This window comes from Streptomyces sp. NPDC127038, from assembly GCF_042725875.1.
Classification (GTDB): domain Bacteria; phylum Actinomycetota; class Actinomycetes; order Streptomycetales; family Streptomycetaceae; genus Streptomyces.
The window spans coordinates 53,182-64,899 of sequence record NZ_JBHXDQ010000056.1; the positions used below are offsets into that span (position 1 = coordinate 53,182).

Consider the following 11,718-nt stretch of genomic DNA (forward strand, 5'->3'; position numbering starts at 1 on the left):
CTCACGGAGCAGGCGGCACCCCTCGTCCCCTCATGGAGCCGGCGAGGTCCGCTCCTGTTCGTCGGCCGCCCCGCCCGCCCCGACAAGACCGGTCCGCACACCGCCGAGGCGCGGTTCGAACCGCCGCATCTCGCGCTGCCCGACCGACCCGATGATCCCCGGCAGGTACCCCCGGATCCCCTGCATCCCGCGCAGCCACCCCTGCGCGTACACATGGACGGAGCGGCGCTCGATCCCGGCCACGATCCGGTCGACGGCCGGTCCCAGCGGATACGTCTTGTTCGACGGCCACGGCAGCCGCTGCCGCAGCTCCCGCATCACCTCGTCCTGATCGGCCCCCCGCACCATGTCCGTGTCGGTCCAGGACAGATAGCCGACACCGACCCGCACGCCCTTGTGGCCGACCTCGGCGCGCAGGCAGTGCGCGAAGGCCTCCACACCGGACTTGGAGGCGCAGTAGGCCGACATCATCGGGGCGGGGGTGATGGCGGCCAGCGACGCGATCTGGAGCAGATAGCCCCGGCTCGCCGTCAGCGCGGGCAGGAACGCCCGTGCGGTGACCGCCGATCCGATGAGGTTCACCTCGATCACCCGGCGCCAGGCGACCGGGTCGGAGTCGGCGAACGGCCCGCCGCTGGCGACACCGGCGTTCGCGACGACGACGTCCACCTTCCCGAACCGTTCCTCGACCTCCCGGGCGACCCGCGCCATGGCCTCGTGGTCGGTGACGTCGGCGTACCAGTGGCCGCTCTCGCCGCGCAGCCCCTCCGAGACCCGTTTCAGCTCGTCGGCCTCCAGTCCGACCAGCGCGACCTTCGCCCCCCTCGCGGAGAGCTTGCGGGCGAGGAGCTCGCCGACACCGCGTGCGGCCCCCGTGACGACGGCGACCTGCCCTTCCAGGCTGACCCTGCTCATGCGCCCTCCTTGATCTCTGCGACCGGCTCGGCTTCCGCGGCCCTGACCGCGTACGTGGCGACGAGTTCCCGGATCCTGGCGGTGACCAGTTCCGGCGCCTCCACCGGTGTCATGTGCCCGAGGCCCGGCAGTTCGGTGCTGCCGACGCAGTTCGGCAGCGCCGCCACCAGGGCCCGGGCGTGCACGACCGGTGTCATACGGTCCACACTGCCCGCGACGACCGCGGTCGGCACCCTCAACTCCCGCACTCCCGCGTCGAGATCGAGCGAGGCGAGCACGGCCGACCAGGCGTGGCGCACACCCCGCGGACAGGCGTGCACGATCCGCGCGCACGCCTCCACCATGGCGGGGGACGAACCGGGGCCCATCGTCGCGTACTTGAGGATCCGGCGGGCGACGGGCGTGACGGGCCCGAGCGGCGCGCGCGAGCCGAGCACGGCGCCGGTGAGGCGCGTCCGGAGCCGGCCGGCGCGCCAGGGCAGCACCCGCGACTCCTCGACCAGTCGCGTGCTTCCCGTGCTGCACAGCAGCGCCGCCGCGGCGTGCTCCTGGAACCGTGGCCGAGCCGAGGCCGCCATCAGCGTCATCCCGCCCATGGAGTGGCCCGCGAGCACCGCCTTCTCGCCCGGCGCGAGGGTCGCCGCGAGCACCGCCTCCAGATCGTCGGCGAGCGCCTCGGTGCTGTACCTCTGGCTCGCGGGACTGCGTCCGTGGCCCCGCTGGTCGTAGGCGATGACCCGGTGGTCGGCGGCGAGGTCCCGGATCTGGGCCGCCCAGAAGGCGGTCGAGCAGGTCCAGCCGTGCGCCAGGACGACCGCCGGCGCGCCCTCGGGGCCGTGCACCTCGACATGCAGCCGGGAACCGTCGGCGGAGTGCGCGGTCAGTTCCCGCGCCGGCACGGGGGGCGCGTACGCCCCGGGCGCCTCGTACGTCGGTCGGCTCACGCTCCCGCCTCCACCTTCTTCTTGCGGGTGTCCTTCGTGCGCGGCTCGGGCGGGGCCTCCGACGCGTCGGGTGCGGGCCCTCCGGCACGCAGCACGTCGTACTCGCCGAGGTCGACGCGGCGCGTGGCACCCCGGAACTCGGTCGTCGTGCCGGGCCACACGGTCGTGTTGACGCCGTTGGCGTCCAGGTACCAGCTGGTGCAGCCGCCGGTGTTCCACACCGTGCGCTTCATGCGCTCCTGGACCCGGTGGTTCCAGGCGTCGACGGCCGCGGGGCGGGCGTCGAGCGCCACCCGGCCGCCGAGGACGTCCAGCTGCCGCACGAAGTCCGCCATGTAGTTCAGCTGGGACTCGATCATCAGGATCATCGAGGAGTTCCCGAGTCCGGTGTTCGGTCCGATGATCGTCATCCAGTTGGGGAAACCGGCCGCGGTGGCTCCGCGCAGCGACTTCATGCCGGTCTCCCAGGCCTGCGCGAGCGTCCTGCCGTCCGCGCCGACGACCCGGTCGGCGATCGGCATGTCGGTGACGTGGAAGCCGGTCCCGAAGACGATCACGTCGGCCTCGGCGCGGGTGCCGTCGGCGGCGACGAGCGTGGAGCCGTCGATCTCGGCGAGCCCGGAGGCCACCACGTCCACATTGGGCTGCGTGAGCGCCGGGTAGTAGGCGTTCGACAGCAGGATGCGCTTGCAGCCGATCCGGTAGTCGGGGGTCAGCTTCGCGCGCAGCTCCGGGTCCTTGACGGCCCGCGCGATGTTCCGCTTGGCCAGCCGTTCGACCAGGCCGAGTTCGTCGGGCCGCTTGGTGAACGCCTGCACCTGGAGTTCCCGGATGCCCCAGAGCAGTCCCCGCCTGGCCTGCGCGGTGAACGGCAGCTGCCGGTGCAGCCACCGTTCGGCGCCGCTGATGGCGCGGTCGACCCGGGGCATCACCCACGGCGGGGTGCGCTGGAACAGGGTCAGCCGGGCGACGTCCGGCTGGATCGCGGGCACGATCTGGATCGCGGAGGCCCCGGTGCCGATCATGGCCACGCGCTTGCCGCGCAGGTCGTGGTCGTGGTCCCAGCGGGCCGAGTGGAACACCTTGCCGGTGAAGGTCTCGATCCCCGGGACCGCGGGGATCTTGGGGTCGGAGAGCGGCCCGGTCGCGGAGACCACGACGTCCGCCGTCAGGAACCCCGCGCTCGTCTCGATCCGCCAGTGGAGCTTCTCGGTGTCCCAGGTCATCCTCGTGACCTCGGAGTCGAACCGCAGATGGGGGCGGAGCCGGAAGACGTCGGCCACGTGCTCCAGGTACGGGCGGATGTGCTCCTGCCCGGAGAAGGTGCGCGGCCATTCGGGGTTGGGCGCGAACGAGAACGAGTACAGGTGTGAGGGGACGTCGCAGGCGCACCCGGGATAGCTGTTGTCGCGCCAGGTGCCGCCGACGGCGCCGGCCCGTTCCAGGACCACGAAGTCGGTGATCCCCTCGCGGCGCAGCCGTACGGCCGCTCCCAGCCCGCCGAACCCGGATCCGATCACCGCCACCCGTACATGCTCGTGCTCGGTCATCCCGACGCCTCCCTGCTCCGCACGATCCTGCCAGTGAACACTGGCACAATCGGGAGGGTAGAGCAGCCCGGTACTCATGGGTAGGGGTCGCGACCGGGAAAGTTACCCGGGGTACGACGTAGGGTGCGGAGGTGGCCGAGGGATCAGGAAAGCGCGGCGCGGAGACGCGGAAGTCCGGCAGCCGTCGCGAGTACCGCATGGAGGAACTGGCCGAGGAGGCCGGGATCACCGTGCGCACCCTGCGCTTCTACCGGGAACGCAAACTCATACCGCCGCCCCGGCGCGAGGGCCGTATCGCCTGGTACGACGACACCCACCTGGCCCGGCTGCGCACCATCTCGGCCCTGCTGGAGCGCGGCCACACCCTGAACGGCATCGCGGAACTCGCCGAGGCCTTCGACCACGGCCGTGACGTCGGCGAACTGCTCGGCCTCGGGGAGCCCACCGAGGAGACCCCGGTCCGCCTCTCCCCCGAGGAACTGGCGGACGTCTTCGCCGGCCAGGCGACCGGGGAGAACCTCGCCGCGGCGCTCGACCTCGGCTATCTCGGCACGGACGGCGGCGAGATCGTGCACGTCAGCCGCCGTCTGCTCGACGTGTCGGCCGCCCTGGTCCGCGAGGGCATCCCGCTCGCGAACGTCCTGACGGCGGCCCGCCGCGTACGCGAGCACACCGAGGCCCTGGCCGAACTGTTCACCACCCTGGTCCTCACCGGCGACCGCACCCACGAGGACCTCCAACGCCTGCGCCCCCTGGCGAAGAGCGTGGTCGAAGCGGAGCTCTCCCTCTCCCTGGACCGCCGCCTACGGGACCGCCGGGCCCCGCGGAACGGCCCGGACACCCGTCCCGGGGACCGGGACGAGGCCGCTCAGAGCTCGTAGACCACCGTGACCGGCGCATGGTCGGACCAGCGCTCCTCATGGGTCGCCGCGCGCTCCACGAAGCCCTTGACGGCCTTGCCGGCGAGCCCGGGCGTGGCGACCTGAAGGTCGATTCTCCAACCGGAATCGTTGTCGAAGGCCCGCCCGCGGTACGACCACCAGGTGTAAGGGCCCTCGGCGTCCGGGTGCAGGGCTCGTACGACGTCGACGTAGCCGCCGTCCCCGGTGTCGAGGACGCGGCCGAGCCAGTCCCGTTCCTCGGGCAGGAAGCCGGAGTTCTTCCGGTTGGCGCGCCAGTTCTTCAGGTCGGCCTCCTGGTGGGCGATGTTCCAGTCGCCGCAGACGACGACCTCGCGCCCGTCGGCCGCGGCCCGCTCCCTCAGCCCCTTGAGGTGGGTGAGGAACTCGTCCATGAACCGGACCTTCTCGTCCTGCCGTTCGGTCCCGACCTCGCCCGAGGGCAGATAGAGGCTCGCGACGGTGACACCGGGCAGGTCCGCCTCGACGTACCGCCCGCTGGAGTCGAACTCCTCGGACCCGAAGCCGATCCGGACGCGGTCGGGCTCCCGGCGTGTGTAGAGGGACACACCCGCGCGGCCCTTGGCGGCGGCGGGGGCGTGCACGACGTACCAGCCCTCGGGGGCCCGCACCTCCTCCGGAAGCTGCCCGGGCTCCGCCCGCACCTCCTGGAGGCACAGCACGTCCGCGGAGGTCTCCGCGAGCCACTCCACGAAGCCCTTCTTCGCGGCGGCCCTGAGCCCGTTCACATTCACCGAGGTCACAGTCAGCACCCGGGCACGATACTTAATCCCTACGGCCGTCCAGAAGTCGATCTCCCTCGGCGCGGCCGACCGCGGACACCGTCCGCTCTTCCTTTTCAGCTATCGCATAGATGTACGGTATTACGCATGAATTTCCGCCCGGTCACCTTCGACCATCCCGACGCCGTGAAACTCAATGATCAGGTTCAGGCCGAATACGCCGAGCGTTACGGCGACGACGGCGACGCCACGCATCTGGACGCTCGGATGTTCGTCCCGCCGCTCGGGCTCTATCTGATCGCGTACGACGAGCGGGACCGTCCGGTCGCCACGGGCGGCTGGCGCACCCAGGAGGAGAACGACGAGGGCTACTCGGACGGAGACGCCGAGCTCAAGCGCATGTACGTGATCCCCGAGACCCGCGGTCTCGGTCTCGCCCGGCGCATCCTGGCCGCCCTGGAGGAGGACGCCCGCACCGCCGGCCGGACCCGCATGGTCCTGGAGACGGGTTCCAAGCAGCCCGAGGCGGTGGCCCTGTACGCGTCCAGTGGCTACGAGCCGTGCCCGAAATTCGGCTACTACCGCTTCCACGAACTGAGCCTCTGCTACGCCAAGGCCCTCTAGTCATCGGGGCGGTGTTCATCCGGCACGGCCCCGGCGGACCGAGCGCCCGGAGGCCGACCCGATGTCCACGACCCGAACCGTTCCGCACACGCCCTTCCCGTCCGTACGGGCCGCGACGACGGCGGTGGCCGGGCTGGCCGCCGCCGCGCTGGCCCTGACCGGCTGCACCGGCGGCGGGCACGGCTCCACCCCGCCCTCCCCGCCCGTCCACCGTTCGCCGTCGGCCGCGGCGGCTCCCGCGCAGGAGTCGCCGGCCTCCGACCGCACCCGGGACCTGCCCGGCGAGTCGGTCACCGAGGCTCCGGACCTATCCGGTATCAAGGTCGTCGCACGGGCCGTGAACGCCCACGGCAGCGCGGAGATCGACGTGCCCGGCGGAATCGGTCCCGGACCTCTGTCGATCGCCGTGAACTGCGAGGGCGGGGGAACACTGAAGGTCTCCGTGGATGCGACCGCGCTGAGCTTCCCGGTCCACTGCACCGCGGGAAAGGTCGCCGGCGTCCTCAATCGCATGGACCGGCCCCACGGCACCCGCCACGCCCACGCGACGGTGACCGTCACGGCCCCGACCGGGGTCCGCTGGTCCCTGGCCGTCGGGCGCTGACCGAAGCACCGCCAGGCGCGGTGCCACCGGCGGGAGTTGCCGCCGGTCTCCGGACATGGCAAGAGGCCCGCTCCCACGGATGGGAACGGGCCTCTTTGCTGCGGTGGACCTGTGGGGATTTGAACCCCAGACCCCCTCGATGCGAACGAGGTGCGCTACCAGACTGCGCCACAGGCCCTTGCAACGAGTGAAACTCTAGCATCCCGATCGAGGTGCTCGGTAATCCGTTCCTGCCTGGTCAGCCGGACGGCCCCGGACCCCCGTCGCCGCACCCGTCACTCGTTGGCCGCGCGCGGCCGTTCGCCGTCCTCGTACTGGTCGAACAGCGGCGTGCGGCCGCGCTCGCGGGCCCGCCGGGCGGACGCGGCCCGCCGGGCGTCGCTGCGCGGATCGTCCGCCGCCCCGGCGCCGTCGGGGTCCTCGGCGAGGTCCTGGCCGGCCTGCTCCGCCTCGGGCGCGGTCGGCTCGGCCGCGCTGGAGCGCGCGGAGCTCCACGCGTCCGGAGCGCCCAGGTCCACGCTGGACGTCGCCCGGGGCGCGACCGGCGCGGTCACATAGGTCGGCAGCGGAACCGGCACCGGGTCCCAGCTGTCCCCCTGGGCGGGCGCGCACTGGCGCTCACGCTGCTGGTCGACCCACTCGGCGTGGTCGGTCTGCTCGACCAGGGCGCGCCGGTCCGCGGCGAGCGCGAGCAGGCCGGGGTCGGTGTCGGGGACCGCGCCCTCCTCCGGTTCGTCCGCCACGGGGTCGACGGACGGCCGACGGCGGGGCTGGCGCTCGCGGAGCCGCTGCGCCGCGGCCTCGGCCCGGCGGCGGTCCATGGTGTAGGTGAAGCGCCGCCGCTCCTGGGCCCGCAGATGCACGATGTACGAGCTCAGCATGACCGCGGGCACCGCGGGCGCCCACAGGAACGTGAGCCCGCCGACCGCCGCCACGACCGCGCCGAGGGTGAAGGCGAGGAACAGCAGGACCGTCGTACGCCGACGGCGCGCGAGGACCTTCGTGCGCCGGGCCCGCGCCGCGGCCTCCGCCGAGACCGCCCGGCGCGCGCCGGCCGCGGCCGCAGAGGCCTGCTGGGCCCCGGACTTGGCCGGAGGTCTCGGCACGGACGCACCCGGCTGGTGCGGTGCGGACGCGCTCGGCTGGTGCGGTACGGACCGGGCGCCGCCCGAGGTCTCGTACGCTCCGCTCTCCTTGCCGGCCGGACGCGCGCCCGGCTCCTGTTCCGCCTGGGCGGGTTCCGGCACCTGCACTCGTTCCTGTACGTGGGGACGGTGCCGGTCCGTCGCCTGGGGCCGGGCCGGGGACACGGCGAAGGCCCGGACGTCCACCGAATCGGTGACGTCGTCCGGGTCGGCGCTGGGCTCCTCCTCCTCGGTGGAGCGTGCGCGCAGGTCCTTGGCGTATCGACGCTCCATGCCCGCCCGTCCGGACAGCAGCCGGATGGCGGTGCTGAAGCGTTCCGTCGGACGGGCCTCGTTCAGCTCGTCCTGCCTACGGAGCCACATCGGCACCAAGTAGGCGGCCCAGGCCCCGACAATGACTGCGTAGATGAGGCCGCTGCTGCTCACGCCTCACACGGTAGAGGGGTTTGTGTGAGGCCATCTGCCAATTGAGCCGGTGTGTCGCACGATCCGGCTGATATTTCGACCTTTTTTTGTGACCGATGCGATCAGCAGGCCACCGCGAGGGCGAATTTAATGTCCTGACACGATCGCCCGCCGATCATTTTCGAACACCTATTTCATTTTCCGGTACTGCCGGACGCGCCCGGGTTCTGCCGGCCGGCTCCTTCCGGTCCCACCTGGTCCGAGCCCGCCCGGTCCGGCCCCCCGTACCCCGGACGGCCCTGCGCCGAGCGCTTCCGCCGCCAGCGGGCGAGCAGCCCCTCGGGCACTTCCTCGGCGGTGAGCGCGAAGACGAGATGGTCCCGCCAGGCACCGTCGATGTGGAGATAGCGCGGGCGCAGCCCTTCCTCCCGGAATCCGAGTTTCTCCACGACCCTGCGACTGGGTCCGTTCTCGGGGCGAATGCAGACTTCGATGCGGTGCAGTCCGACGGTGCGGAAGCAGTGGTCGCTCACGAGCGCCACGGCCGTCGGCATCACGCCGCGGCCCGCGACCGACTGGTCCACCCAGTAGCCGATGTGGCCGGAGCACATCGAGCCCCAGGTGATCCCGGCCACCGTGAGCTGGCCGACGAGCCGCCCCTGGTACTCGATCACGAAGGGCAGCATCCGGCCCGCGTTGGCCTCGGCACGCAGATGGCGGACCATCTGCCGGTACGTCGGCCGGTGCGCGATCGGGCCGCTGGGCGTGGGCGGCGGGATGGTCGCCTCCCAGGGCCGCAGCCAGTCGCGGTTGCGCCGGTTCACCTCGCGCCAGGCCCGCTGGTCGCGCAGCCTTATCGGCCGGAGGACGACATCGCCGTCCACCAGCTCGACCGGCCAGGAAGGGCTGTTCAGCTCGCACCTCCACTGCCGTCGGGTCTGTGGTGGTCGCCGCCGCGGATCTGGTCGACGGCGTGGATCAGGAGGGGGTCCAGAACGGCGAGGCCGTCCCTGACCCCGCCGGCGGAGCCCGGCAGGTTGACGATCAGCGTCCCCCGGGCGACTCCGGCGAGTCCTCGCGAGAGCGCGGCGGTGGGCACCTTGTCCCTGCCGAACGCCCTGATGGCCTCGGGGATTCCGGGGATCTCGCGGTCGAGCACGCGCAGGGTCGCCTCGGGGGTGCGGTCGGTGGGAGAGATCCCCGTGCCGCCGGTGGTGACGATGACGTCGTAGCCCGCCTCGATCCCGGCGCGCAGGGCCTCCTCGACGGGGTCCCCGTCGGGCACGACCCACGGCCCGTCGACGGCGAAGCCGGACTCCACGAGGCCCGCGGCGACCAGGGGGCCGCCCTTGTCCTCGTAGACGCCGGCCGCGGCGCGGTTGGAGGCGGTGACGACGAGCGCGCTGTAGTCCGCCGGGAGGGCCCCGCCGATGACGGTGGCGTCGCTCATGTCCGGCTCCAGTCGCCCGATTTCCCGCCCGTCTTCTCTTCCACCCGTACGTCCGTGATGACCGCTCCCTTGTCGACGGCCTTGACCATGTCGATCACGGTCAGGGCCGCCACGCTGACCGCGGTGAGGGCCTCCATCTCGACGCCCGTGCGGTCGGTGGTCTTCACGGTGGCGAGGATCTCGACGGCGTCGTCCGCGACCGACAGGTCAATCTTGACACCGGACACCGACAACGGGTGGCACAGCGGGATCAGGTCCGGTGTGCGCTTGGCTCCCATGATCCCGGCGATGCGGGCGGTGGCGAGGGCGTCGCCCTTGGGGACGCCCTCGCCGCGCAGCAGCTCCACGACGCGGGGTGAGACGAGGACCCGGCCGCTCGCGCGCGCGGTGCGGGCGGTCACGTCCTTGCCGGACACGTCGACCATGCGGGCGGCCCCGGCCTCGTCGATGTGCGTCAGCCGGCTCTGCACTGAGGGTCCGGAGGTCTCCCCCCGGGACGGAACAGTCATGCGTGGGCGCTCCCGGTCGGGGCCCGTCGCGGTGCGGCGCGTGGGCCTGGTGTGCGCGACACGTTACCGCCCGCCCGACCGGCGCCACGCAGCCGTCAGGGGCCGGGCGCCCCCGGTGCGACCTGCGGTGGGGTCCGCGGCGGGCGCCGGGTGGGCCGGCCTCGGGTGCGGGGCGGTCCACCCGGCGGTGCCGGGCGGGCCCCTGCGGGTCAGCCGAGGAGCACGACCTCGACCTCGGTGCCGGGCTCGACGGAGGTGTCCTGCTCGGGGACGACGATCAGCGCGTCGGCGTGCGCGAGGGCGGCGACCAGGTGGGATCCGGCACCGCCGACGGGTGTCACGGTGCCGTCCGCGTACGTCCCGCGCAGGAACTGGCGGCGGCCCTTCGGCGAGGTCAGCGCCTTGCCGGCGGAGAGCTTCGCCCTGGTCGTGGGCCGGTGGACGTCCGTGAGTCCCATCAGGGTGCGGATGGCGGGGCGGACGAAGAGCTCGAAGGAGACGTACGACGAGACGGGGTTGCCGGGGAGCGCGAGCAGCGGTGTGTGGTCGGGGCCGATGGAGCCGAAGCCCTGGGGTTTGCCGGGCTGCATGGCGAGGGTGCGGAAGTCGATGCCGCCGCCCTCCTCGTCCTCGTCGGCGACCGAGGACAGTGCCTCCTTGACGACGTCGTAGGCGCCGACGCTGACGCCGCCGGTCGTCACCACCAGGTCCGCGCGGACGAGCTGGTCCTCGATGGTCGAGCGGAGGGTCTCGGCGTCGTCGGCGACGGCGCCGACGCGGTAGGCGATGGCTCCGGCGTCGCGGGCGGCGGCGCACAGGGCGAAGCTGTTGGAGTCGTAGATCTGGCCGGTGCCCAACTCCTCGTCGGGCTGGACGAGTTCGCTGCCGGTGGACAGGACGACCACGCGCGGGCGGGGGCGCACCCGCACGGTGCCACGGCCGATCGCGGCGAGCAGGCCGATCTGGGGCGGGCCGAGGACGGTGCCGGCTTCGAGGGCGCGGTCGCCCGCCTTCACGTCGCTGCCCCTGGCGCGGACGTGCGCGCGTGCCTCGGCCTGGCGGTGCACGTGGACCTGTCCGTAGGAGCCCTCGGGGGACGCGCTGTGGGCGCGCATCCCGGAGACGGGTCCCTCGCCGAGGCCGCCGTCCGTCCACTCGACGGGGACGACGGCTTCGGCGCCGGGCGGCAGCGGGGCGCCGGTCATGATGCGGGCGGCCTGGCCGGGGCCCACGTAGGGCTGTTCGGCCTGGCCGGCCGCGACGTCGCCGACGACCGTCAGGACCGCCGGGAACTCCTCGCTCGCGCCCGCCACGTCCGCGACCCGCACCGCGTACCCGTCCATCGAGCTGTTGTCGAACGGCGGCAGGGAGACCGGCACCGTGACGTCCTCCAGCAGGACGCAGCCCTGGGCGTCGAGGAGTTGGAGCTCGATGGGTTCGAGGGGACGGACGGTGCCGAGGATGTCCTCCAGGTGGTCGTCCACCGACCAGAGGTGATCCTGGCCGGTGGTGCGGGTCGCGGCGCTGCTCAAAGTCCCTACATCTCCTCGGCTACGTAACTGCGGAGCCAGGTCCGGAAGTCCGGGCCCAGGTCTTCACGTTCGCATGCGAGTCTGACAATGGCACGCAGGTAGTCGCCCCGGTCCCCGGTGTCATAGCGGCGGCCCTTGAAGACGACGCCGTGCACGGGGCCGCCGACCTTCTCGTCCGCGGCGAGCTGCTGGAGGGCGTCGGTGAGCTGGATCTCGCCGCCGCGGCCCGGCTCGGTCGTGCGCAGTATGTCGAAGACGTGCGGGTCGAGGACGTACCGTCCGATGACGGCGTAACTGCTGGGCGCGTCCGCCGGGTCGGGCTTCTCGACCAGGCCGGTCACCTTGACCAGGTCGCCCTCGCCGGTGGCCTCGACGGCGGCGCATCCGTAGAGGTGGAT

The 11,718-nt window shown here is 72.6% G+C and carries 13 protein-coding genes and 1 tRNA gene; 3 read left to right on the forward strand and 11 right to left on the reverse strand.

All coding sequences use genetic code 11. The features are described from left to right. Positions 1-30 precede the first annotated feature (30 nt). From ACFWI4_RS30755 to ACFWI4_RS30765, 3 genes are read right to left on the reverse strand one after another with little or no spacing between them, the layout of a single operon-like run. Positions 31-915 carry an SDR family oxidoreductase gene (locus ACFWI4_RS30755; RefSeq protein WP_385395512.1) on the reverse strand — a complete coding sequence of 295 codons (885 nt, stop codon included), beginning with the start codon at positions 913-915 and terminating at the stop codon, positions 31-33. After that, complete coding sequence (locus tag ACFWI4_RS30760; protein WP_387202847.1) at positions 912-1,859, reverse strand: alpha/beta fold hydrolase; 948 nt, start codon at positions 1,857-1,859, stop codon at positions 912-914. Before ACFWI4_RS30760 ends, ACFWI4_RS30755 begins: the two co-directional genes overlap by 4 nt. Next, complete coding sequence (locus ACFWI4_RS30765; RefSeq protein ID WP_387202850.1) at positions 1,856-3,409, reverse strand: flavin-containing monooxygenase; 1,554 nt, start codon at positions 3,407-3,409, stop codon at positions 1,856-1,858. The genes ACFWI4_RS30760 and ACFWI4_RS30765 overlap by 4 nt, the downstream gene beginning before the upstream one ends. Positions 3,410-3,606: 197 nt before the next feature. Between ACFWI4_RS30765 and ACFWI4_RS30770 the strand changes: the two genes are divergently transcribed. After that, the gene (locus tag ACFWI4_RS30770; RefSeq protein ID WP_387202880.1) at positions 3,607-4,290 is read left to right on the forward strand and encodes a MerR family transcriptional regulator; all 684 of its coding nucleotides are present in this window, start codon (positions 3,607-3,609) and stop codon (positions 4,288-4,290) included. Here ACFWI4_RS30770 and ACFWI4_RS30775 read toward each other — a convergent pair. After that, positions 4,278-5,081: an exodeoxyribonuclease III gene (locus ACFWI4_RS30775; RefSeq protein WP_387202853.1), complete on the reverse strand. Its 804-nt coding sequence runs from the start codon at positions 5,079-5,081 to the stop codon at positions 4,278-4,280. The genes ACFWI4_RS30770 and ACFWI4_RS30775 overlap by 13 nt on opposite strands. Positions 5,082-5,198: 117 nt before the next feature. On the opposite strand from ACFWI4_RS30775, the gene ACFWI4_RS30780 reads away from it, so the two are divergent. Further along, a complete protein-coding gene (locus tag ACFWI4_RS30780; RefSeq protein ID WP_387202855.1) occupies positions 5,199-5,675 on the forward strand; it encodes a GNAT family N-acetyltransferase in 477 nt (158 codons plus the stop codon). Between the two features lie 61 nt (positions 5,676-5,736). Further along, positions 5,737-6,279, forward strand: a complete 543-nt coding sequence (locus ACFWI4_RS30785; RefSeq protein ID WP_387202858.1) for a hypothetical protein — start codon at positions 5,737-5,739, stop codon at positions 6,277-6,279. Between the two features lie 104 nt (positions 6,280-6,383). On the opposite strand, the gene ACFWI4_RS30790 is transcribed toward ACFWI4_RS30785, so the two are convergent. From ACFWI4_RS30790 to ACFWI4_RS30820, 7 genes are all read right to left on the reverse strand, one after another. After that, positions 6,384-6,457 (reverse strand) — tRNA-Ala (locus ACFWI4_RS30790). Between the two features lie 97 nt (positions 6,458-6,554). Then, on the reverse strand, positions 6,555-7,850 hold the full coding sequence (glpR, locus tag ACFWI4_RS30795; RefSeq protein WP_387202861.1) for a gephyrin-like molybdotransferase receptor GlpR: 1,296 nt from the start codon (positions 7,848-7,850) through the stop codon (positions 6,555-6,557). A 173-nt stretch (positions 7,851-8,023) separates the two neighbouring features. Then, the gene (locus tag ACFWI4_RS30800) at positions 8,024-8,743 is read right to left on the reverse strand and encodes a GNAT family N-acetyltransferase (RefSeq protein ID WP_385395660.1); all 720 of its coding nucleotides are present in this window, start codon (positions 8,741-8,743) and stop codon (positions 8,024-8,026) included. Next, positions 8,740-9,279, reverse strand: a complete 540-nt coding sequence (locus ACFWI4_RS30805) for a molybdenum cofactor biosynthesis protein B (RefSeq protein ID WP_385395491.1) — start codon at positions 9,277-9,279, stop codon at positions 8,740-8,742. Before ACFWI4_RS30805 ends, ACFWI4_RS30800 begins: the two co-directional genes overlap by 4 nt. Continuing rightward, complete coding sequence (gene moaC / locus ACFWI4_RS30810; protein WP_387202865.1) at positions 9,276-9,788, reverse strand: cyclic pyranopterin monophosphate synthase MoaC; 513 nt, start codon at positions 9,786-9,788, stop codon at positions 9,276-9,278. The genes ACFWI4_RS30805 and moaC overlap by 4 nt, the downstream gene beginning before the upstream one ends. A 209-nt stretch (positions 9,789-9,997) precedes the next feature. Next, positions 9,998-11,320, reverse strand: a complete 1,323-nt coding sequence (gene glp / locus ACFWI4_RS30815) for a gephyrin-like molybdotransferase Glp (RefSeq protein WP_387202868.1) — start codon at positions 11,318-11,320, stop codon at positions 9,998-10,000. A 5-nt stretch (positions 11,321-11,325) separates the two neighbouring features. After that, the coding region (locus ACFWI4_RS30820; protein ID WP_387202871.1) for a sugar phosphate nucleotidyltransferase at positions 11,326-11,718 on the reverse strand (393 nt) is incomplete at its 5' end.

Coding starts and splice junctions, on each gene's coding strand:
- ACFWI4_RS30755 (WP_385395512.1), bottom strand. CDS start 915: ATGAGCAGGGTCAGCCTGGAAGGGCAGGTCGCCGTCGTCACGGGGGCC.
- ACFWI4_RS30765 (WP_387202850.1), bottom strand. CDS start 3,409: ATGACCGAGCACGAGCATGTACGGGTGGCGGTGATCGGATCCGGGTTC.
- ACFWI4_RS30770 (WP_387202880.1), top strand. CDS start 3,607: ATGGAGGAACTGGCCGAGGAGGCCGGGATCACCGTGCGCACCCTGCGC.
- ACFWI4_RS30780 (WP_387202855.1), top strand. CDS start 5,199: ATGAATTTCCGCCCGGTCACCTTCGACCATCCCGACGCCGTGAAACTC.
- ACFWI4_RS30785 (WP_387202858.1), top strand. CDS start 5,737: ATGTCCACGACCCGAACCGTTCCGCACACGCCCTTCCCGTCCGTACGG.
- ACFWI4_RS30805 (WP_385395491.1), bottom strand. CDS start 9,279: ATGAGCGACGCCACCGTCATCGGCGGGGCCCTCCCGGCGGACTACAGC.
- moaC (WP_387202865.1), bottom strand. CDS start 9,788: ATGACTGTTCCGTCCCGGGGGGAGACCTCCGGACCCTCAGTGCAGAGC.